Source organism: Streptomyces sp. NPDC002701, assembly GCF_042889045.1.
Taxonomy (GTDB): domain Bacteria; phylum Actinomycetota; class Actinomycetes; order Streptomycetales; family Streptomycetaceae; genus Streptomyces.
In genome coordinates, this window is record NZ_JBIAQL010000003.1 from 838,431 (window position 1) to 858,882 (window position 20,452).

Below are 20,452 nucleotides of genomic sequence, written 5' to 3' on the forward strand. Positions count from 1 at the left end.
CGTACATCTCCATATGCAGATGGCGTACATGTATGAGAACGGAGGTTAGGTCGGTGAACCGGACGTGGTCAATGGGTGCGGCACGGCGGATTTACGATGAGGCCATGCCGGAGAGCAGCGGGGCCCGCGGAGTCCGCGGCGTGAAATCGGCGGCCCGCACGGTCGCCCTGCTGGAACTGCTGGCCGCCCGCGGCGACCGCCCCGCCCGCCTGGACGAACTGGCCGAGGAACTGGGCGTACCGCGCAGCAGCATGTACCAGCTGTTGCAGACCCTGATCGACTGCGGCTGGGTGCGTTCGGACACGACGGGATCGCTTTACGGCATCGGTATCCACGCGCTGCTCACGGGCACGAGCTATCTCGACAGCGATCCGCATGTGCGGGTGGTGCGGCCCTACCTCGACGAGGCGTCGGACGCGCTCGGCGAGACGATCCACCTGGCCCGGCTCGACGGCCCGGACGTCGTGTACCTGGCGACGCGCGAGTCCCACGAGTACCTGCGGACGATCAGCAGGGTCGGCCGCCGCGTCCCGGCCCACGCGGGCGCGCTCGGCAAGGCCCTCCTGGCCGAACGCCCCGACGCCGAACTCCCGCTCCCGCCCGACCCGTTGCCGGCCCTGACGGCGAACACCCACACCAGCCGGACGACCCTGCTCGCGGATCTGGCGGAGGTCCGTGTCCGCGGCCACTCGATCGACCGCGAGGAAACGGTCGCGGGAATCGCCGGCTACGGCTTCGCCCTGCGCTACGCCTCCCCACCCACGGACGCCATCAGCTGCTCGATCCCGGTGACCCGCCTCACGAGCGCACACGAGGCCCAGGTGATCGCGATCATGCAGGAAACCCGCGCAAAGATAGAAAGGACGCTCCCTTCACCCCCGGGCTCGGTGGACTGGCGATGAGGGCGGACGAGCAGCAGGTGAGAAGCCACCGAGAACTCAAGAGCCACCGCGACCCCCGTCCCGCCACCGCCGCACCGGCCCACCCCTGATCCGGTACGCTGTGACCGAGCGTCCCTGACGGACGCTGCGGCGTACCAAGGGCCCCACCCTCACACCGCAGCAACCACCACCGGCACGCTCACGCCTTCGTAGCTCAGGGGATAGAGCACCGCTCTCCTAAAGCGGGTGTCGCAGGTTCGAATCCTGCCGGGGGCACAAGCCGCACGGCCCCGGACTCCTCGTCCGGGGCCGTGCGGAATTGACCTCCCCTAGTGGCGCCCAGCGGATCAGCGGCATCCGGCACGGACCCAGGCCGGGCACCCAGTCCTCGGCACGCTTCGGCTCCGATGGGCGGGCGTTGCCAAAGACGGCGTCGGCGTGCGGTACAAGCCAGCCGACGACCTGCGGCCTCGGTGATCGCCCCTTCGGGCAACAGACGCGTACCGAACAGGACAAGCCCCCCCGCCTCATCCCCCTCAGCAGTACCGCGGCGGCTGCCGCACTGGGTCAGCGGTACGGCAACCCTGTCCGCTCCCGGTGACGAGGCCGCCGCGCCGGTGCCTCGCTCTTGCCGTGAGCGCGCTGGTCGGATGGCGGCCGACGAAGAGAGTGCTGAGCGGGACAAACGTGCCAGACAGGGGCAGACAGTACGCTGACCCCAGTGGGATCGAGCCCGCAGCACAGTGTTCGGGGGTGCTTCATGACGGCCGAGATGATGGCTCCGGCGTGGATGCATGAGCAGATCACGGCGGAGGACTATGAGTCCTGGTCCGAGGAGCAGTGCGCCGGCATCGAGATCGTGGACGGGATGGTCGCCGTGAGTCCCCGTACGTCCAAGCGGCACAACCGGCTGGCCCGGATGGTGGCGAACGCCCTGGATGTCGCCGCGGGTGCCGAGTGGAACGCCGACACGGACTTCGATGTTCGACTTCAGGACGTCCCGCTCACCAACCGGCGACCGGACGTCGTCGTGTACCGCGCAGACACGACCGACATCACCCCCACCCGCCCCGAGCACGTACTGCTGGTCGCGGAGGTGGTGTCGCCGGGCTCGGAGACCACTGACCGGATCGTGAAGGTCGACCAGTACGCCAAGGCAGGCATCGGCTTCTACTGGCGGATCGAGCAGGCCGTGACAGGCGTTCCTCTCGTGTACACCTACGTTCTCGACCCCGCCACGAAGACCTACCGGGACGGAGACGTGTTCACCGGCGTCCTCAAGGCAGCGGCTCCCTTCCCCGTGGAGATCGACCTCAGCCAGATCTGAGCCACGCGGTGCTCAGCAATCGGCAGCGCGTGAGCGATGCGTGAGCGGACTGCTCGACACAGGACGGCAGCGCCCGGCGCCACCCGGTATGGACTCGATCCCCCTCCTGAAGCGGATGTCGCAGGTTCGAATTGTGCCGGGGCGCCGCAGTTATGGGCCGGTTCGAAGAATTACGCGATGGCAGACGCGCGGACGCGGCGAAGGGACATTCGCTGCCGGGACGGTCATACGTCGAGGTGCCACGTTCCGTCTGTGGGGCGGAAACGGATGCCGCCGGGGCGCCGGCGACGGGCCCGGTGCCCGCCTGATGAGGAGTCCATCATGTTCAAGCGCCGTGCGCGTCTCACCGCCGTCGGTCTCGCGGTCGGTACCGCCCTCACCCTGTTCGGCGGGGCCGGTGCCACCCAGGCGGCCAGCGCCTCAGGGGTGGCTCGCAGTACCGTCCAGTCCTCCCCGATCCTGCAGCCGAACAGCAACATCAGGACCGGACCCGGTACGTCGTACAGGATCCTCAACACCAGCGGGCCGGAGGGAGCCACCGGCGTGGTGAAGTGCTACGCGCGCGGTGAACGCGTCACGGCCGGCGACTACACCACGGACGTCTGGTACCAGGTCACCGTCCACTTGCCCGGGCATACGTACCACTTCGTGTGGGCCTGGGGCGGCAACGTCAACGTCGGCGCCGACCCCGCCCCCGGCGTCGAGGTCTGCCCTTCCTGACCTCACTCCGCCCTGAACAGGGCGTCCTGTGCTGCGGGCACGTCACATGGTGGGCGTGCCCGCGGTGTACGAGGGGAGATCGTGGTTACGCGGAGCGGTTACGCCTGTCCGGAACCCAGCGCCGTTTCCGCGTCCCGGCCGCCCCAGCTGTCGCGGGTACGCCACAGGACGTGTACCCCGAAGACGCCGTAGAGGGCATCGACCGACCAGTCCTCGGCGGGCGGTTCGGAGAGCACGAGGTACAGACGGTCGGCAGGGGCGGGCAGGGTGTGGTTGATCTCCAGCAGGCGGGTGGCTCCCGAGCGGAGGTCGTCGTAGGCGGAGCGGCCCACGCCCAGAACCTCGTAGAGAAAGTGGCCGTCCTCCGCGGAGATGTGAAGTAGCGCGGCCGGTCCGGTACTTCAGTCGCGTTGTGGCATCGTCGAGCCGACAGGTATCGAGGGTGCCCAACCGCCTGTGCGGGTGGGCACCCCACAGGGGTGACGAACGTACGGCTCAGACGATCCGGTCGGTGGCCAGCCGGACGAGTCCGGCCCACGCGTCGGGGGTGACCGTCAGGACCGGCCCGGATCGGATCTTCGAGTCCCGGATGTGTACGGCCCCAGAAGCCTCGGCGAACTCGACGCATTCGCCACCGTTGCCCGTGCTGTAACTGCTCTTGAACCAAGCGGCTTCCGGCACAGCCACCCTGTTGCGCTGTACGTTCATGCCTCTCCCATCAGTTGCTCGATGAACGCCGATGACTCGCTCGGGGTCAGCGCCTGTGACCGGAGGATGCCATAGCGGGCTTCCAGCGTACGGACGTACGAGACATCGGTGTAGAGACGACTGTCGTCCTGGACCTCCGCGTAGGCGATCCGGTGTCCCTTGTCGGTGTCGATCAATGTGAAGGGGCCGGCGAGCGCGGCGTGATCCTCGCACTTGATCGGCATGACCTGCACTTCCACATTCCTCGACTGCCCCGTGAGCAGGATCTGTTCCAGGGTCCCGCGCATGGCTTGCGGGCCACCGAGCTGCCTGCGCAGCACCGCTTCCTCGATGACGAAACTCATCAAAGGGGCCGGGCGACGGGTGAGGACGCTCTGCCGCACCATACGGGCCTCCAAGTGCTGCTCGATCACCTCGTCCTCCAGCAGTGGACGCTGCATCTGGAAGACAGCCCGTGCGTAGTCAGCCGTCTGCAACAGGCCGGGGACGGCATACACGGCGTACACGTTCAACGCCGTTGCCCGCGCCTCCAAGCGCGCCGCGTCCCGGAAGAACGCCGGATACTGCGCCCGCCCCATCTCCTCCTTCAGCGCCTTCAGGACGCCCCCGGCGTCCAGTACCTCGTCCGCGCGGTCGATGAACCGGGGTGAGGGAATCCGCCGCCCCTGCTCGAAGGAGGCGATCGACTGGGCCGCGTACCCCGTGAGCTGTCCGAACTCCGGGCGTTCCAGGCCCGCCCGGACCCGCAGCAGCTTCAGCTGGCGCCCGAACGCCGTCACCACACCCGAACCCGTTTCGTCGTCCGGCCTCGGCCCGGCGTCCTCCCGTTCGGGCCGGCACTCGCTCCGACTGCCGCCCTGCTCCACCGAATCCATCGGCTCCACCGCCTCCCCGGTCCAGTTCCCCGGCCCAACGCGCCCGCCCTGAACCGGTCACGCGGCGCGCCCCGTACACCTGCCGCTTCCTCACGTACAACTGGAACGTGACGGTGCGTCACCACTGGTCGCGCTACGCCAACACCGGGAGCGTTCAGGGCGTGAACAGTGAGACCGCTCCGCCCGAGCACAACCCCCAGCCCGTCAGTTCCCCCAACCGCACCAGCGCCTTCGCGATGTGCTTCAGCTGCACGCCGCGCGGTGCCCGGCTCGCCCGGCGGCTTGCCGGGCAGCAGTTCGACGCGTGGGGCGTCCCCTACGACTGCGACACGCACCACGTGCTGACGCTGATCGTCGCCGAGCTCGCCGCCAACGCCGTCCGGCACGGCCGGGTCCCGGGCCGCGACTTCCACCTCGCGTTGACCTGCGACGCCACGACCGTACGGATCGAGGTCACCGACACCCGCACCGAGGGCGTACCGGTCGCAGCGGCGCCCACGGGCCTCCATGACGCCGGCCGCGGCCTGCTGTTGGTGGAGCACCTGGCCGACCGCTGGGACTGGCATCCGCGCCCCGGCGGTCCCGGCAAGACGGTCTGGGCGGAGTACGTCCTGCCGACGGGAGGCGGGCCGGCCGCCGCGCCCACCCGCCCGTCGTCCGCCGCCGTATCCGCATCCACGCCGTGTCGCACCGCGACCGCTGGACGACGGATCGACGCAGCGGTCACTTGACCCCTCACGCGCCCCGAGCACCCAAGGACAGCCGCGGCGGTGCCGGCCGGGCTCAGCGGAACGCTGTCACGTGGCGTGCGGCCCAGTCCGCGAAGGGGCGTGGGGCGCGGCCGAGGACTCGCTGGACGTCCGGGCTGACGCGCAGTTCGGCCGGGTTCGGGGAGCCGAGGATGTCCAGGGTGTCGTCGGCGAGTTCCGCCGGCATGCTCCGGGTCATGGCGGCTTTGGCCTCGTCGCGGGTGAGTTCGTGGAACCTCACCGGTGAGCCCAGCGCGGCGGCGATGGCCCCTGCCTGCTGCCGCGGAGTGATCACCTCCGGGCCGGTCAGTTCGTACACACCGCCGGTGTGCCGCTCGTCCGACAGACAGGCCGCCGCGACCGCGGCGATGTCCGCCGGGTCGACGACCGGCACTCCGATGTCGCCGAAGGGCGCGGCGACGACCTGCCGCGTACGGACGGACTCGGCCCACCACAGGGCGTTGGAGGCGAAGCCGCCCGGCCGCAGGACGGTCCAGTCCAGGCCGGACTCGCGCAGCGTGTCCTCCAGTGCGCGCATCGCGATGCGCGTCGGGCCGAAGGGCCTGGTCACCACGCCCAGAGTGGAGAGCAGGACGACCCGGCGGACCCCGCCGGCCACGGCTTCGCCGATGATGTCGGCGGGGTTGGCCGCAGTGCCGTGCAGGTCGCCCGAGAGCAGCAGGAACAGCGCCTTCGCGCCTGCCAACACGGGCTTGAGGCCGGCCGGCTCGGCCAGGTCGGCCACCACGTGGCGGACGCCGTCCGGCACCGCCGTCGTGTGCCGCGACACAGCCGTCACCTGATGGTCCGCCCTGGCCAGTGCCTGCGTCAACGGCCGGCCGATGTTCCCGGTAGCCCCTGTCACGACGATCATGTTCAGCTCCTCGTAGATGTTCTTCGAGGGCGTCACGTTAGGAGCGCGGGCTAACTTTTGGTAAGGACATACCCTGAGGTAAGTTCCTGACATGGCGGAAGGTACGCAGTACAGACGGACCGAGCAAGGGGAGCGGTATGACGTGTTTCACACCGACTGCCCCGCGCGGGACATGGTCGACCACGTCACCAGCAGGTGGGGCGTCTGGGTGCTGATCGCCCTGCGGAAGAACAGCCTTCGGTTCTACGAGCTGCGCGAGAGCATCCAGGGCATCAGCGAGAAGATGCTCTCCCAGACCCTGCGCGCACTGGTCCAGGACGGCCTGGTCTGGCGGGAGGTCGAGCCGACGGCACCGCCTCAGGTCACCTACGGACTGACCGGGTTCGGCCAGGAGGTGGGTGAGCCGTTGACGGAGTTGTTCGACCGGATCACACGAAGTCTGTCGTCGCGCGGCGAGGGACAACGGCGCGGTGAGGGATGACGGCGCCGTGAGGGATACGGCGCGAGGGCTGCGCGCATCCGCCACGCGGTGAGGGCTGCGCGCATCCGTTACGCGGTGAGCGGTGACGTGCACGAAATACAAGGACGAGCCCGCCTGTGTCACCGCTCGGTCGCACCCTCGGGACAGTCGGGGAACAGGGCATTGCCCGCTTGTACCCGTGGTGCGAGGATCTTGGGAATTCACGCATCTCATGGGGGTTCGTCATGGCGCTGTTCGGAAATGCCCATACCGTCGATCCTGGCAAGGCCCAGCACGACTACGCGCGGCTGCTCGGGCACAACGAGCAGGTGCACGCCGCCTTTCAGCTGATACGCGACACCATCCTCTTCACCGACCGGCGTCTCATCCTGGTCGACAAGCAGGGCATCACCGGTAAGAAGACGGAGTACCACTCCGTTCCGTACCGCAGCATCACGCACTTCTCCGTCGAGACCGCCGGGACCTTCGACCTCGACGCCGAGCTGAAGATCTGGATCTCCGGCACGCCCACGCCCATCGAGAAGACCTTCACCAAGGGCGTCGACATCTACGAGGTCCAGGCGATCCTCACCCAGTTCGTGGCGCGGTAGGCGCACCAGGGGCGCCGGGCGGGGTGGGTGCGGAGGGCCGCGGGTTCGTCGGTCTCAGGCTGCGTGCCAGGACGAGCGTGACCGCTGTCGACGCCGCCGCCATGGCCGCCGTCGCCGCCGCCGGTGACGTCAGTTGAGCCGTCGCGCCGGCCAGCGCAGCGCACACTCCCTGTGCCGTCAGCATTCCGGACGAGTGCAGACCCAGTGCGTGACCCGCCAGTTCGGGTGGCGTGAGCGCCATGAGGCGTTCCTGCTGGAGGAGGCTCGCGCCGAAACCGACGGACGCCAGCGCCGCCAGCGCCGCCGCCAGGGACGGGCGGGGGTGGAAGGCGAAGAGCAGGTACGGGGCTGCCAGGAGCAGGAGCAGGGGGACCCCGAGGCGGGCGCGCAGGGCGGGGCCGGCCAGGCGGGCCACCGCCACGTCCCCGGTCAGCATGCCCAGCGCCGCGCAGGCGAAGAGCAGGCCCGCGTGCTCGGGAGCGTAGGAGACGTAGAGCGACTCGCAGCCGACGATCAGGCCGTTGGGGAGCCACAGGGCCAGGTACAGGTGGCGGCGGGGACCCGAGGAGAGCAGGGTCCGGTTCGTGTGCCAGGTCGCCCGTATCGACGGGCGGCCCGCGCTTCTCGGCGGGCGCGCGGTCAGGGTGAGGCGCGCGACCGCCGCGGCCGTCGCGTACAGGGCCGCCGCCGTCAGCAGGGTGCCGCGCGGGGACAGGAGCGCGATCAGTACGCCGCCGGCGGCGTACCCCGCGATCTGTGTGACGCCGTTCATCATGTTGAAGACCGAACGGCCCAGGATGTAGCCGTCCTTGGGCAGGATCTCGTTCAGCAGGCCCCAGCGGACGCCGCCGCCCAGGGAGGCCACCAGGCCGAGGGCGAGGACCAGGGCGAAGAGCGTCCAGAGCGGGGCCGGGAGCGCCAGGAGTGCCGTGCCTGCCGCGAAAACCAGTGCGGTGCCCGTCATCGTGGCGCGGGGCGGCAGTCGGTCGGCCGCCGACAGGAGCGTGGTCGCGCCCAGGACCTGGGCGAGCGACGGGCCGAACATGCTCAAGGCCGACAGGAGGGGCGAGTCCGTGGCCCGGTAGACCAGCGTGCCGAGCGCGAGACCGCTCATCGTCTGGGCCGCCACCTGTGCCCCGGAGGTGAGGAAGAGGGGCGTGAACTCCGGGATACGGAAGAGGGACCGGTACGTCGTTCGCATGGCCCGGAGTCTCGGACCGGCGCCGCGGCGGGCGTTAGAGTTTCGCGTCTGCGCGAAACGAACACGCCGGGGAGGTCGCGGGCATGGGCTGGTGGCAGGTCAGCGCCGACACCCTGGCCGGCAGCCGCTTCGTGCTCTCACCGCTCGCCGAGACCTTCGCGTGCCTGAAGACGCTGCACACCGGGACGGCCGCCCATCCCGGCGAACGTGCCTGGCTGCGTACCCATCTGCCGCCCTACCGGCGGCTGTTGGCGTCCGATCCCGTCACCGCCGCGCTCGTCCGTGCCGGGCTGGGCGTCGAGTGGATCGCGGACTTCCTCACGCCCGCCCCACGCGGCGAGGAGGACTTCGCGACGGAGGTCGCCCGGGTGCGCGACGCCTCCCCCGAGGCCGCCCGAGCCCACCTCACCACGGCGCTGCGCGGTCCGCTCCCCGCGATCCTCCGCGACCGTGACGACCTTCCGGAGCGCGCCGCAGACCTGCTCACCCACGTCTGGACCGAGACCGTACGCCCCGACTGGCCCCGGCGCCGCCAGGTGCTGGAAGCGGACGTCGTGGCCCGTACCTCCCGGTTGAGCCAGGAGGGCTGGGCCGCCGCGCTCGGTTCGCTGCGGCCCGGGATGCGCTGGCTCGGAGAGAACCGGCTGCAGGTCAACCTGCACGAGTATCCGCCTCGCGAGATCTCCGGCGCCGGCATCGTCTTCGTACCGGTGACGCCGCAGCGGCGCGGATGGGTGTCGTGGGAGGAGCCCGACCGGTACGCGGTCGTGTATCCCTGCTCGGGTGTGCTCGCGCATGCCGAACAGCGAGCCGAGCCGCAGACCGGAGGGAGGAACCGCTCGCGGAACGGAGCGCCGAACAGCTCACGGGATGGATTGCGGAACGGATCGCGGGACGGATCGCTGTCCGCGTACTCGGACGTGGGCGCGGGCGCGGGCACGGGCACGGGCTCGTTCGTGTCCGGGGCCGGGTCCGCGGCCGCAGCCCCGGCCTCCGCCTCGGCCGGCGCTCCCGCGAGTCTCGTCCGGCTGCTCGGCGGGGGCCGGGCCGGTGTGCTCGCGCTCCTCGACTCCCCCATGAGTACGAGCCAGCTGGTCGCCGTCACCGGTCAGGGACTCGGCTCGGTCGGCCGCCATCTGAAGGTCCTGCTCGACGCCCGGCTGGTGTGGCGGCGACGCTCGGGGCGTTCCGTCCTCTACTACCGGACGGCCGCGGGGGAGGTTCTCGTGCGGGCCCAGGGTGCCGCCCCCTCGCAGGCGGAGCGGAGTTAGCATCCGTTCATGACTACTGACACCACCGGTACCTCCGGCGCCTCCGCTCTCGACGTCGACATCGATGCGCTGCAGGGCGGATCCGCGGATCTCGGCCAGTACAAGGGCCAAGCCGTGCTCGTCGTCAACGTGGCGTCCAAGTGCGGGCTCACCCCGCAGTACGCGGGCCTGGAGCGACTGCACGAGCGGTACGCGGCGCGGGGTTTCACCGTGCTCGGGGTGCCCTGCAACCAGTTCCTGGGGCAGGAGCCCGGCTCGTCCGAGGAGATCGCGGAGTTCTGCTCGGCGACGTACGGCGTGACCTTCCCGATGACCGAGAAGGTCGACGTGAACGGCGACGGTCGGCACACCCTGTACGAGCGGCTCACCGGCTTCGCGGACGGCGAGGGGCACAGCGGTGACATCCGCTGGAACTTCGAGAAGTTCCTGATCGGCCGGGACGGCACGGTGGTCGCCCGCTTCTCGCCGCAGACCGAGCCGGAGTCGGCCGAGGTCGTGTCGGCGGTCGAGGCGCAGCTCGGCTGAGCGCTCCGGGGGGTGCGAGGGCCCTGAGCCCTGAAGCCCGGGGTTCCGAGGCCCCCAGGGGCCGGGGGGCGCCTACTCTCCGTTCCCCCGTACCTCCTCGCGCAGTTCCTCGGGGCACCCCGTGCCCCGGGGCAGCTGGTAGGGCGCCGCCAGGCGGTACGTGCCCGCGCGCGGCGCCAGCAGTTCCGTCCACTGGTCGCCCTGGGCGTCCTTCTCCGTCTCCATCAGGCAGCCGTTGACGTTCTCGTACGTCTTGGGCTCCCCGTCCTCCCGCCGCTCGGACTCCTCGGTCTCCTGCGGCGGCTTCAGGCTCTTGCCCTTCTCGTCGACGAGGCCGAGCCACGGCGAGTACGGGATCCGGATCAGCACCCGGCCCGCCCGCTCGACCTCCAGCGTCACCTCGCCCTGCTCGGCGCGGGTGACGACGGCGGGCGGGTCCGCCATCGGCGTGGGGTCGGTGACCTTGAACAGCTGCCAGTTGGCATCGCCCCAGATCTGCTTCAGGTACGGCATCCCGCGCTGGACCAACTCGCGTTCGCGTTCGCCCCCGTCGCCGTCGGGCTCGCCCTTGGGGACGACGACGTAGTGGACGGCCCAGCGCTGCAGCCACTCGTGGTAGTTCGCGGAGTTGAGGGTGTCGTCGTAGAAGAGGGGGTTGCGTTCCATGTCCGCCTGGCGGTTCCAGCCGCGGGCGAGGTTGACGTACGGGGCCAGCGCGGACGCCTCCCGGTGGGAGCGGGCCGGTACGACCTCGACGCGGCCCTTCTCGGCGCCAGCCTCCTGGAGCTGGTTGACGAGCGGGGCCAGTTCGCGGGCCCAGGACGCCTCGGGTGTCGTGTGCACCACGTCGTCCACGGCCTTGAAGCCGATCCAGGCGTTCATGCCGATGAAGGCCACGACGATCGCGTACCACTTGCGTGAGCGCGGCACCGTGAAGGGCAGCGCGGCGATCAGCGCGACCCCCGCGAACAGCATCGGCAGGCGGCTGATGTTCGAGCCGATCTGCGAGTTGATCAGCCAGACGAGGAGGACGGCCAGGCCGTACACCGCCGACGTGATCCGGACCGTCTTCCACTCCTTGGGGACCAGGAAGAAGACGATCACCGCGTAGGCGAAGGGCAGCAGGACCGACGCGAACAGCATCGGCTGCGTACCGGAGAAGGGGAACATCCAGGCCGAGACGCCCACGACGGCGGCGGGCGCGAGACCCAGCGCGTACGCGCCCGGGCGGCGTTTCTGCAGGAAGAGCGCCACCGCGACGAACCCCACGAAGAGCCCGGCCACCGGGGACGCGGCGGTCGCGATCGCGGCGAGGGGGGCGGCGCACAGGGCCTTGGCCCAGCGCTTGTAGCGCCAGCGGTACGGCCAGCAGAAGACGACGGCGGTCGCGCCGAGCGCGAAGACCATGCCGAGGCCGAAGGTGACCCGGCCCGAGGCCGCGTTGCACAGGAGCGCGAACACTCCGGCGAGGGCCGGCCACACGGGATTCCGTACGGCACCCCTGCTGCGCATCAGCACGAGCGTGAGCAGCCCGGCGGAGAGCGTGCCGGCGATCATCATCGTCGTCCGCACACCGAGCACGGCCATCAGGTACGGGGACACCACGCTGTACGAGACCGGGTGCATGCCGCCGTACCAGGCCAGGTTGTACGCCGAACCCGGGTTCCGCCCGACGAACTCGGCCCACGCGTCCTGTGCCGCCAGGTCGCCGCCACTGTTCGCGAACGTGAAGAACCAGATGATGTGGAGCACCCCGGCGAGGGCCGTGGCGAGGACCGCGGGGTGCCGGACGAAGCGGCGGAGCCTGGTGTCCTCGCGGCCGTCGGCCGGGGCGCGCTTCGAGGGCTCGGGCGCGGGCGCAGACGCGGCGGAACCCTTGCGGGGGCCGGCCGCCGCGTCGGGCGGCCCGGCTGTGGCCGGTGGTGCGGCCGCATCCGGTGGTCCGGCCGTGTCAGGGTGCCCGGCCATTTCAGGTGCTCCGGCCGTGTCGGGCTGCCCGGCTGTGCTGCCGGGGCTCTCGACGCGCCGTGTGTCAACGCGTATTCGCGGGCCGGCCCCTCGGCTCGGCTCGGCGTCGTCGGCGTGCGTCGGCTCCGCTGTCGCCACGTGCTGGACTCCTGTGTCCCGTTGTTCCACTCTCGGCCGGGCCCCGCGGCGGGCGACCTGCCCCATCCTGGCGACGCTAGCACGCACCCCGCCGGCGGGCTCCCGGGTGGGGCTCCGTCGGCGGGGGCGTGCGGTGCGTCGGCTCGGTCGCCCGGTCCGCCGGGGCGCTGCTCGGGGCGTACCCCCGTCAGCTCACCCCCGTCAGCTCACCCGGGTCAGCTTGGCGCCGTATCCCGGTTCGGTGAGGTCCGACTGGAGCGCGACCGGAACCTCGACCGCGTCGCCCGTCGCACCGCCGCCGACGCTCAGCGAGCCGACCACGGTGCCCGCCTTCGCCTCGTGCGGCAGGGAGCGGCCGTCCTCGCCCAGCTTCAGCTTGACGGTCTGTCCCGCCCAGCCCACCGCGGAGACGTCCTTGGTGGCGACGACCGGCGTGTGACCGCCGAGCCCGTCGTCCACGTACCCCACGACGTCACCCTTCTTCAGGATCTTCCGCGAGGTCAGCGCCTCCTGGGCGGCGATCATCGCCGTCTTGCTGACCGCGTTGACCGTGTCGATGATCGGCGGCGTGTGCTGGCCGAGGATCGCGCCGACGACGATGACGTTCTCGCCGCCGACCTCCTGGGTGGCGGCGAACAGCAGGTTGCCGCCGGCCTTGGTGGTGGAGCCGGTCTTGATGCCGATGGCGTTGTTGTACGGCACGAGGCGGTTGTAGTTGTCCCACTTCTTGCCGGACGGGTCCACCCAGCTCGGCAGCTTGGTGATGTCGACCAGGGCCTTGATCCGGACCAGTTCGTTGCCGAGCTTCACCTGGTCCTCGGCGGTGGAGACCGTGCTCTCCTTCAGGCCCGAGGCGTCGGTGTACTTCGTGTTCTTCATCCCGAGGTCCTTGGCGGCGGCGTTCATCTTGTCGATGAACTTCGCCTCGGAGCCGTCCGAGTCCCAACGGGCCAGCAGGCGGGCCACGTTGTTCGCGGAGGGGATCATGATGGCCGCGATGGCGTCCTTCTGGGTGAGGGTGTCGCCGTCCTTGATGGTGTTGAGCGTCGACTCACCCTGCGCGTCGTAGCCGCCCTCCTCCTCCGCCTTCGCGTCGACGGGGATCTTGGGGCCGTCCTCGCCGGCCTTCAGCGGGTGCTCCTTGAGGATCACGTACGCCGTCATGGCCTTGGCGACCGAGCCGATCGCGACGGGTTTCTGCTCCCCGAACGAGTCGACCGTGCCGATGCCGTTGACGTCCATCCAGCCCTGGCCCTCGTCGGGCCAGGGCAGGGACGCCTTGTCGCCCTCGAAGGCGTACGACTCGTCGGCCGTCAGCGCGAGGGTCGGGGCCGGCAGAGGGCGTACGACCTGTACGACTGCAAAGACAACGATCAGGAGGAGGACGAGCGGCGTCCAGATCTTGACGCGCCGCACGATCGTTCGCACGGGCGTCTGGCGGGGCGGCGGGGTGTTTGTCAGCTCCGCCAGCAGGTCCAGCGGGGGCCTCGGCGGGAGGGGCTGCTGAGTCGTCCGCTCGGGGCCGACCTGCGGGACCACGGCGGTCTCGGAGGCCGGCGGGACGGCGGGCTTCGCCTTGGGCGCCGGGGGCTCGTCGAGCGGCTTGAGCGCGACGAACTTACTGGTGCGCTCGACCTCGCCTTCGGCCTTGACCCCGGGCCCGGCGTCGGCCCCGGCTTCGGCCTTGGCCCCGGCCTCGGCTTCGGACTGGGCGGGGGCCTTGTCGTCGGCCTCGGGGGTGGCGGCCTGGCTCGGTGCGGCGGCCTTCGCGGGGTCGGCGGCCTTGTCCGAACCGGCGTCCGGCTCGGCGCCGGTCGCGGGAACCGCGCCGGCCCCGGCCGCGGGCTTCCCGGCGGCCGGTTCGGCGCCGCCGAACTTCAGCATGGTCGTGGGCTGATCGACGGCGGACGGCCGCTTGAAGATGGCGGTGGCCTGGTCGACGGGAGGCTCGGGCGTGCCGTGGGCGGCGGGGGCGGTATCGGTGGGGGCCGGTGCCGGGTCGCCGTCGACGGCGGGGGTCACGCCGGCGACGTCCGACTTCGAGCCGGGCTTCGCGTCCGCCGCAGGGGCCGACTTGGCGGCGGCACCCCGGCCCGCCGCCTGATCCGCCGCGCCGTCCTGCCGCACGGCGGCGTCCGGCTTCGAGCCGGGCTTCGCGTCCGCCGCAGGGGCCGACTTGGCGGCGGCACCCTGGTCTGCCGCCTGATCCGCCGCGCCGTCCTGCCGCACGGCGGCGTCCGACTTCGAGGCGGGCTTCGCGTCCGCCACGGGGGCCGACTTGGCGGCGGCACCCCGGCCTGCGGCGCTGTCCCGCTGCGCGGCGTCCTCGACGGCGGCGGCGTCCGGCTCGGCGGCAGCGGGGGCCGCGTCGGCGGAGCCCGCGTCCGCGGCGGTTTTCGACGCGAGGGCCCCGCCCTCGTGGGCTGCCGTTTCACGGTCGCTCGCCGGGCGCTTCGCGTCCGCCTTCGCGGCGTCGCGGCTCTCGTCGGCGGCACGGGTCACGCCCTCGGGCAGGGCGTCGGCGTCCGAGGTGGCGCCGGTCTGCGGGACGGCGTCCTCGGGCGACGCCTCCGCCGAGGTGGTGTCCTCCGGAGCCGCCTTCGCCGGGATGGCATCCCGGGGTTCGCTCTTCACCTTCGCGACCGCGGCCCCACCGGCAGCCGCGGCTCCGGCTCCGGCTCCGGCGTCAGCCTTCGACTCGGACTTCGCCGCGTCCGTCGGCTTACGCCCAGGCTTCCGCCTGGGCTTTCGCCCGGCGCCGGTGCCGGCCCCGGCAGCGGCTTCGCCACCGAGCTCCGTACCGGTGCCGGCCTCGGCGTCCTGCACGTCGGCGACCGGCGCGCCGCCAGGCGAGGCGTCGCCGGTGCCGGGCTTCCGCGCGGCGGCGCCATCGTCGGCGTCCCGCGAGGTGCTGCCGGCAGCGTCGGCCTTCGCCGGGGCGTCCGCGGGAGCGGCGTCCTCCAGCTCGGAGGCCGAGTCCACAGCCGCATCCCCAGATGCATCCGCATCCGCACGGTCGTCCGCGTCCGCGAGCGCGCTGTCGGCGTCGGGCACCGCGCCCGGGTCGCCCCCGGTCGAACCGTCCCTGCCTGCGCCCGAAGCCTCCGGCTTCGCGTCCTCGCCGTCGCCGTCCTGCCCGCTCTCGGCCCCGGCCGAGCCCTCGCCCGCGCTCGGAGCCCTCGATTCCGTGGCGTCCGCAGAAGCGCCCTCAGGGGTCTTCTCGTCCGCCGTGGCCACCCAGGCCGCCACCGCGCTCCGCAGGCGCGCGTCGCCGCCGCCAGTGGCCTTCCCGGCCTCCCCGGCGGCCGTCTCCGGCTCCGCAGAACCGTCACTCCCCTGGGAACTCCCGGCAGCCGCCCCCTCGGCACCGCCGGAACCCGCGGAACCCGAAGAACCCGCGGAGCGCTTCGTCGAGAAGATCGCCGTCGCCGTGTCCGTCCGGGCGACCGTCGGGACGGTCTCCCGGGCCACCGCCAGACGCGGATCCGGAACCGGAGCCTTGCTCCCCGACGTCGGTTCTGCCGACGACTCATGCTGCTTCGACCTGTCGGGGGACTCGCCCGCCACCGATGCCTCCTCCGTGCGCCACACCGTGCGCCCAACCGAACCATGAACCCGAAACGAACCAGAAAAACAGTGCACGCGCGGCCCGGAAACCCGTGTCCGAACCATGTACCAGTGTCCTGTGTGCGGGATTGACCCCTGCGGTAGACGAGAACGACATATCTACTGGTTCCACAACGAACCGGTCACGTGCTCTCGACAGACCAATGTGAGAGGGGTCACCCTGTCATTCATCCACGCGGGGAGGCATGGATGGGCAGGAGCCGCAGAACAATTCCGGAGGAGCTTCTGTTGCTGGCGCTGGACCCGACCACGGGTACCACCGCACAGCCGCAGTCGCTCGACCTCGGTCTGGCCGGAGCACAGCTAGTGGAGCTGGCGCTGGCCGGACGGATAGCCCCAGACGGGGATCGTATCGCCGTGGTGGCACCACGGCCGACCGGAGATCCGACCTTGGACTGTGCGCTGGAACTACTCCGCAGGCGGGGTGCTCCAGTACGCGCTGTGAACTGGATCGGCGGGCCCCGACTGGGGTTGCGCCAGACATATCTCTCGCATCTGGAGCGATGCGGCATGGTGCATGCCGTGGCGGGACAGATGTGCGGGGTGCTTCCGACGACTCGCTACCAAGCGACGGACACGGAGATCAGCCGGGAGATCAGGGCCCGGCTGGACAGCGCGATCCGCACCGGCGTCCCGCCGGACCCGCGGACCGCCGCACTGGCCGCGCTGGCGCACGCCGTCGGCCTGGGCAAGCACCTCTACCCAGGGAACGAAGGGCGTTCGTCGCGCTCCCGCCTCCGGGATCTGATCAGGCACGACCCCATGGGCGGCCTCGTGGCACACGCCGTGATGGACGTCCAGAACGGTGTGGCCGCTCAGCCGCGCCGCAGCCCGGCACCACCGGCACCGGCCGGCCGTCAGGCCGCCCCCGGGGCCAGGCCCGCACCGGAGCCCGCCAGGGGCGTTCCGATGCAACCGCACCGCGGTTCGATGGCACGCGCCGTGGCTCACTGAGCCGCTGGTCCACGGCACCCCACCGGCACGACCGCAGCGCGACAACGGCACGACCGCACCACCCGCTCCACAGCAGCACCCGTAGAACCGCAGCATCCGTAACACCGCAAAACCCGCAGCAACTCCGCAGGACCCACCGTGCACCACGCCTCGCGCGTCACGCACGAACAGCGCCGCACCGCAGTCCCCAAGGCCCGGTTCGGGAGCCGCTGGGCAGCGCGGGGCGACGGGCCGTACGTCCGGACGACGACACGGCCCGCCGCCCCGCGCTACCGCTCTCCATGGCCACGCGCCGTCATACCCATGGACACGGCAGCTCGCCGTCGTCCCAGGGTCGCGCGTCGCCGTACGGACCGCCATATGGCGCGAAGTGGCGAGGGGTGGCGGCAAGTGGCGCGTACGCACCGCATATCCGCTGTTTCCCAGCGGTAGCAAGCACCTTGGTGGCAATCTGCTCAACAGCAGATACGCAAAGTACAGGCAGCCCGCAGCCGGAGGTGCACGTCCCGTGGCGTCCAACGTCAATCCCACCGTCAGGCGACGCCGGTTGGGCCAGGAGCTGCGACGGCTCCGGGAGCTCAAGGGCATGACCGCCGAAGAGGTGGCCGAGCGGCTGCTCGTCTCGCAGTCGAAGATCAGCCGTCTGGAGAACGGGCGGCGCAGCATCAGCCAGCGCGACGTACGTGATCTCTGCGGGGTCTACGAGGTCGAGGACGTCCGGATCGTCGACTCGCTGATGCAGATGGCCAAGGACTCGCGTCAGCAGGGCTGGTGGCACTCCTTCGGCGACATTCCCTACAGCGTCTACATCGGTCTGGAGACCGACGCGGCGAGCCTGCGCGTGTACGACCCGCTGGTCGTGCCGGGCCTGCTGCAGACCCGTCCGTACGCCGAGTCGCTGATCCAGGGCGCGCTCCCGGAGGCGGCGGCCGGCGACATCGACAAGCGCGTGCAGGTGCGGCTGCGCCGACAGGAACGTATCTCCGACCTGGAGAACCCGCTGCGGCTGTGGGCCGTCCTCGACGAGGCCGCGCTGCGCAGGACCGTCGGCAACAAGCAGGTGATGATCGAGCAGTTGGAGCATCTCGTCGAGATGTCGCACGTCCCGCACGTGACGGTTCAGGTCATTCCGTTCACGATGGGCGCGCATCCGGGGGTGAGCGGCCAGTACGCGATCCTGGAGTTCCCCGACGCGGCCGACTCCAGCGTGGTCTACATCGAGGGCGTCACCAGCGACCTGTACCTCGAAAAGGCGAACGACGTCCAGAAGTACAGCGTCATGTACGAGCATCTGCGGGCCCAGGCGCTCAACGCGGACCAGTCCCGCGAGTTCATCGCGGACGTCGCGAAGGACTACGCGCACTGACGCGGAGGACTCCGCCGGTGAGGTGAGCGGGCCGATTCTGAGCGGTTCGGCGAGAAGCGGGCGGACAATACACCCTCGGCCTATCACAACGGAAGACTCGGCTGGTATATGCCACCCGGTCGAGTGAATAGTCGCTTCGTACGCCGATGTTGCCGGGTAGCGTCGATCACGCCAAGGAGCTACAACCTTGGCGCAATCCGAACCGTGGGTTCCGGAAGGAACCCGCCACTCGGTGACAGCAACTCAGAAACCGGCTACCGGAGCGAACATGGCAATCAAGCAGGGCGCCACGGACACGTGGACGAAGTCTTCCTACTCCCAGGGAAACGGCGCGTGCGTCGAGGTCAAGTCCCCTGTCCTGGCGGCGATGGCCGTCCGCGACTCCAAGGTCGTCGAAGGCCCCGCGCTGGCCTTCCCGGCGGAGTCCTGGAACGCCTTCGTGACAGAAGTGAGCCGGGGCACCGTCTGACATCGACGGACGCCTCGCACAGGGCTTCCGGCAGGCATACCGGCCGGAGCGCTGACGACCGCTTCTCCTACTGGATCAGCGAGTTCATCGACAACCGCTGGGACAAGTTCAGCGACCGTGTCGAGAACCGCGTCGACAACCGCATACGCACCTGAAAGAGCCCTCTCGACTGGTCCGCCGTCCTGGCCGAGGGGGCTCGGCCATGTCCGCGTCTCTCGCCCCGTTCCCTTCGGGCCCCGCCCCGCCTCACCCCCCGCCTCGCCCCACCTCTCTCCGCTTCAAAGATCCTCCCGTAAATGTGCGCATGCTGCGCAGGTATCGCGGACAAAAGTCGTCGCTCTCCGGGCGGACCGGCCTTTTCGCCGTGCTGCCGCGGCGGCCCGCGAGCGAGGCCGCACGGAAATGCATGGCGATCGCCGACAAACATGATCAGTCGCCCCACGGCTCGCATACCGTTCCGGCCCTCAACCGACCGTTCCCGTTCGATTACAGTGCTGAGTTGTCGACCGTGCGTACGGAATCAGATCGGGATCTCAGGAGGCTCGGTGGGTGCGACAGCCGGTGCCGTCTGGGGCCGTGCCGAACAGCAGGATTTCCGCAGCCGGGTACGCGGCACGCTCCTCGGCGCGGCGGTGGGCGACACGCTCGGTTCGCCCGTCGGCGGCCTCTCCACGGAACAGATCCGCGCGGCACACGGCGCGGAGGGGCTGACCGATCTGGCCCACGGGTACGGCAGGCGCGGAGCCGTCTCGCATCTCACCCAGCTCACCCTGTTCTCGCTCGACGGGCTGATACGGGCCCAGGTGCGGCGCGACACCGGTGCCTGGCACCCGCCCACCGATCTGCACCGGGCGTACCTGCGGTGGGCCGCGACCCAGCGCGACTGGGGCCCGGACGAGCGGCGCAAGGAGGACGGGTGGCTGGCCCGCGAGGAGTGGCTGTACGCCCGCCGTGACCCCGCGCGCGCCTGTCTGCTCGGTCTCGGCGACGAGCTGATGGGCACCCTGGACGCGCCCAAGAACCCCGACGAGCGGGGTGTCGAGGCGGCGGCCCGCTCCGCGCCGTTCGGACTGCTCGTCGGCTGGGAGCCGCAGCTCGTCCTGCAGCTCGCGGTGGAGTGCGCGGCGCAGACGCACGGCCATCCGCTGGCCTACCTGTCGGCGGGGGCGTACGCCGTCATCGTCCACGGTCTCGCGCGCGGGGAGAGCCTGGACACCGCCGTCCAGCGAGCCTTGCAGCTGCTGGCCGCGCGCCCCGGGCAGCAGCCCGTCGCCGAGGCGCTGCAGCGGGCGCTGGGAGCGGTCCGGCAGGGCATGCCGACCCCTGCCCGGGTCGAGGACCTGGCGGGGAACGGCACGGCCGAGGGGCTGTTGTCGGTGGCCGTGTACTGCGCGCTGGTCGGCGAGGACACCCGGCACGGGCTGTGCCTGTCGGTGAACCACGGCGGCGCGTCGGGCGCCACCGGTGCGCTGACCGGCGCGCTGCTCGGCGCGCTGCACGGCGAGACGGCCCTGCCGCCGTCCTGGCTGGCGGAGCTGGAGGGCCGGCCGACCATGCTCGTCCTGGCGGACGACTTCGCGATGGAGATGACCCAGGGCCCGGCCCTGCACGGCCCGGCGGGCTCCTCCCCGGGCTGGCTGGCCCGGTATCCGCGCGGGTACGCGGCCCTGTCGGGGGTGGGTGCCACGCCGGTCACGGCGGGCTGACCGGGGCGGACCCGCCCGGCGC

General features: G+C 71.0%; 18 protein-coding genes, 1 tRNA gene and 1 pseudogene. 13 read left to right on the forward strand and 7 right to left on the reverse strand.

The annotated features are described in order from the left end of the window. The first annotated feature begins 104 nt into the window (after positions 1-104). The 4 genes from ACFYXC_RS12100 to ACFYXC_RS12115 all read left to right on the forward strand — a co-directional run bounded on the left by ACFYXC_RS12100 (position 105) and on the right by ACFYXC_RS12115 (position 2,928). On the forward strand, positions 105-902 hold the full coding sequence (locus ACFYXC_RS12100) for an IclR family transcriptional regulator (protein WP_389549820.1): 798 nt from the start codon (positions 105-107) through the stop codon (positions 900-902). A gap of 182 nt (positions 903-1,084) precedes the next feature. Further along, positions 1,085-1,157: transfer RNA gene (locus tag ACFYXC_RS12105), tRNA-Arg, on the forward strand. Positions 1,158-1,641: 484 nt separating this feature from the next. Continuing rightward, a complete protein-coding gene (locus ACFYXC_RS12110; RefSeq protein ID WP_389549822.1) occupies positions 1,642-2,208 on the forward strand; it encodes a Uma2 family endonuclease in 567 nt (188 codons plus the stop codon). 321 nt (positions 2,209-2,529) lie between these two features. Then, positions 2,530-2,928, forward strand: a complete 399-nt coding sequence (locus tag ACFYXC_RS12115; protein ID WP_389549825.1) for a hypothetical protein — start codon at positions 2,530-2,532, stop codon at positions 2,926-2,928. Positions 2,929-3,026: 98 nt separating this feature from the next. Here ACFYXC_RS12115 and ACFYXC_RS12120 read toward each other — a convergent pair. The 3 genes and pseudogenes from ACFYXC_RS12120 to ACFYXC_RS12130 form a co-directional block, all read right to left on the reverse strand. After that, a pseudogene (locus tag ACFYXC_RS12120) lies at positions 3,027-3,290 on the reverse strand (hypothetical protein); the annotation flags it as partial. Between the two features lie 133 nt (positions 3,291-3,423). Further along, entirely contained in the window at positions 3,424-3,609 is a 186-nt protein-coding gene (locus ACFYXC_RS12125) for a DUF397 domain-containing protein (RefSeq protein ID WP_389549827.1), read from the reverse strand. A 23-nt stretch (positions 3,610-3,632) separates the two neighbouring features. Beyond that, a complete protein-coding gene (locus tag ACFYXC_RS12130) occupies positions 3,633-4,511 on the reverse strand; it encodes a helix-turn-helix domain-containing protein (protein WP_389549830.1) in 879 nt (292 codons plus the stop codon). Between the two features lie 161 nt (positions 4,512-4,672). Between ACFYXC_RS12130 and ACFYXC_RS12135 the strand changes: the two genes are divergently transcribed. After that, positions 4,673-5,242: an ATP-binding protein gene (locus tag ACFYXC_RS12135; RefSeq protein WP_389549833.1), complete on the forward strand. Its 570-nt coding sequence runs from the start codon at positions 4,673-4,675 to the stop codon at positions 5,240-5,242. Between the two features lie 52 nt (positions 5,243-5,294). On the opposite strand, the gene ACFYXC_RS12140 is transcribed toward ACFYXC_RS12135, so the two are convergent. Continuing rightward, positions 5,295-6,134, reverse strand: coding sequence for an SDR family oxidoreductase (locus tag ACFYXC_RS12140; RefSeq protein ID WP_389550052.1), 840 nt, complete (start codon positions 6,132-6,134; stop codon positions 5,295-5,297). A 91-nt stretch (positions 6,135-6,225) separates the two neighbouring features. Between ACFYXC_RS12140 and ACFYXC_RS12145 the strand changes: the two genes are divergently transcribed. Next, complete coding sequence (locus ACFYXC_RS12145; protein ID WP_389549836.1) at positions 6,226-6,615, forward strand: winged helix-turn-helix transcriptional regulator; 390 nt, start codon at positions 6,226-6,228, stop codon at positions 6,613-6,615. Positions 6,616-6,839: 224 nt separating this feature from the next. After that, positions 6,840-7,205: a PH domain-containing protein gene (locus tag ACFYXC_RS12150; protein ID WP_388913491.1), complete on the forward strand. Its 366-nt coding sequence runs from the start codon at positions 6,840-6,842 to the stop codon at positions 7,203-7,205. Here the strand turns inward: ACFYXC_RS12150 and ACFYXC_RS12155 are convergent. Beyond that, positions 7,183-8,406 carry an MFS transporter gene (locus tag ACFYXC_RS12155; RefSeq protein ID WP_389549840.1) on the reverse strand — a complete coding sequence of 408 codons (1,224 nt, stop codon included), beginning with the start codon at positions 8,404-8,406 and terminating at the stop codon, positions 7,183-7,185. The genes ACFYXC_RS12150 and ACFYXC_RS12155 overlap by 23 nt on opposite strands. Before the next feature lie 83 nt (positions 8,407-8,489). Between ACFYXC_RS12155 and ACFYXC_RS12160 the strand changes: the two genes are divergently transcribed. After that, positions 8,490-9,677 carry an ArsR/SmtB family transcription factor gene (locus tag ACFYXC_RS12160; RefSeq protein WP_389549843.1) on the forward strand — a complete coding sequence of 396 codons (1,188 nt, stop codon included), beginning with the start codon at positions 8,490-8,492 and terminating at the stop codon, positions 9,675-9,677. 9 nt (positions 9,678-9,686) lie between these two features. After that, positions 9,687-10,202, forward strand: coding sequence for a glutathione peroxidase (locus tag ACFYXC_RS12165; protein WP_388913482.1), 516 nt, complete (start codon positions 9,687-9,689; stop codon positions 10,200-10,202). Between the two features lie 72 nt (positions 10,203-10,274). On the opposite strand, the gene ACFYXC_RS12170 is transcribed toward ACFYXC_RS12165, so the two are convergent. Together ACFYXC_RS12170 and ACFYXC_RS12175 are read right to left on the reverse strand one after the other, a co-directional pair. Next, positions 10,275-12,308 (reverse strand): MFS transporter, encoded by a 2,034-nt coding sequence (locus tag ACFYXC_RS12170; RefSeq protein WP_389549847.1) that lies wholly within the window; start codon positions 12,306-12,308, stop codon positions 10,275-10,277. A gap of 201 nt (positions 12,309-12,509) precedes the next feature. After that, the gene (locus tag ACFYXC_RS12175) at positions 12,510-15,875 is read right to left on the reverse strand and encodes a D-alanyl-D-alanine carboxypeptidase (protein ID WP_389549849.1); all 3,366 of its coding nucleotides are present in this window, start codon (positions 15,873-15,875) and stop codon (positions 12,510-12,512) included. 249 nt (positions 15,876-16,124) lie between these two features. On the opposite strand from ACFYXC_RS12175, the gene ACFYXC_RS12180 reads away from it, so the two are divergent. From ACFYXC_RS12180 to ACFYXC_RS12195, 4 genes are all read left to right on the forward strand, one after another. Further along, entirely contained in the window at positions 16,125-16,889 is a 765-nt protein-coding gene (locus ACFYXC_RS12180) for a GPP34 family phosphoprotein (RefSeq protein WP_389549851.1), read from the forward strand. Between the two features lie 508 nt (positions 16,890-17,397). Next, entirely contained in the window at positions 17,398-18,255 is an 858-nt protein-coding gene (locus tag ACFYXC_RS12185; RefSeq protein WP_388913470.1) for a helix-turn-helix domain-containing protein, read from the forward strand. Between the two features lie 268 nt (positions 18,256-18,523). Continuing rightward, on the forward strand, positions 18,524-18,724 hold the full coding sequence (locus ACFYXC_RS12190; protein WP_388913467.1) for a DUF397 domain-containing protein: 201 nt from the start codon (positions 18,524-18,526) through the stop codon (positions 18,722-18,724). A 545-nt stretch (positions 18,725-19,269) separates the two neighbouring features. Further along, a complete protein-coding gene (locus ACFYXC_RS12195) occupies positions 19,270-20,430 on the forward strand; it encodes an ADP-ribosylglycohydrolase family protein (protein WP_388913464.1) in 1,161 nt (386 codons plus the stop codon). Positions 20,431-20,452: the final 22 nt, after the last annotated feature.

What these genes read in the sequence shown, in the direction of transcription:
- ACFYXC_RS12100 (WP_389549820.1), top strand. Translation starts at nt 105, where the DNA reads ATGCCGGAGAGCAGCGGGGCCCGCGGAGTCCGCGGCGTGAAATCGGCG.
- ACFYXC_RS12110 (WP_389549822.1), top strand. Translation starts at nt 1,642, where the DNA reads ATGACGGCCGAGATGATGGCTCCGGCGTGGATGCATGAGCAGATCACG.
- ACFYXC_RS12115 (WP_389549825.1), top strand. Translation starts at nt 2,530, where the DNA reads ATGTTCAAGCGCCGTGCGCGTCTCACCGCCGTCGGTCTCGCGGTCGGT.
- ACFYXC_RS12130 (WP_389549830.1), bottom strand. Translation starts at nt 4,511, where the DNA reads ATGGATTCGGTGGAGCAGGGCGGCAGTCGGAGCGAGTGCCGGCCCGAA.
- ACFYXC_RS12140 (WP_389550052.1), bottom strand. Translation starts at nt 6,134, where the DNA reads ATGATCGTCGTGACAGGGGCTACCGGGAACATCGGCCGGCCGTTGACG.
- ACFYXC_RS12145 (WP_389549836.1), top strand. Translation starts at nt 6,226, where the DNA reads ATGGCGGAAGGTACGCAGTACAGACGGACCGAGCAAGGGGAGCGGTAT.
- ACFYXC_RS12150 (WP_388913491.1), top strand. Translation starts at nt 6,840, where the DNA reads ATGGCGCTGTTCGGAAATGCCCATACCGTCGATCCTGGCAAGGCCCAG.
- ACFYXC_RS12155 (WP_389549840.1), bottom strand. Translation starts at nt 8,406, where the DNA reads ATGCGAACGACGTACCGGTCCCTCTTCCGTATCCCGGAGTTCACGCCC.
- ACFYXC_RS12160 (WP_389549843.1), top strand. Translation starts at nt 8,490, where the DNA reads ATGGGCTGGTGGCAGGTCAGCGCCGACACCCTGGCCGGCAGCCGCTTC.
- ACFYXC_RS12165 (WP_388913482.1), top strand. Translation starts at nt 9,687, where the DNA reads ATGACTACTGACACCACCGGTACCTCCGGCGCCTCCGCTCTCGACGTC.
- ACFYXC_RS12180 (WP_389549851.1), top strand. Translation starts at nt 16,125, where the DNA reads ATGGGCAGGAGCCGCAGAACAATTCCGGAGGAGCTTCTGTTGCTGGCG.
- ACFYXC_RS12190 (WP_388913467.1), top strand. Translation starts at nt 18,524, where the DNA reads ATGGCAATCAAGCAGGGCGCCACGGACACGTGGACGAAGTCTTCCTAC.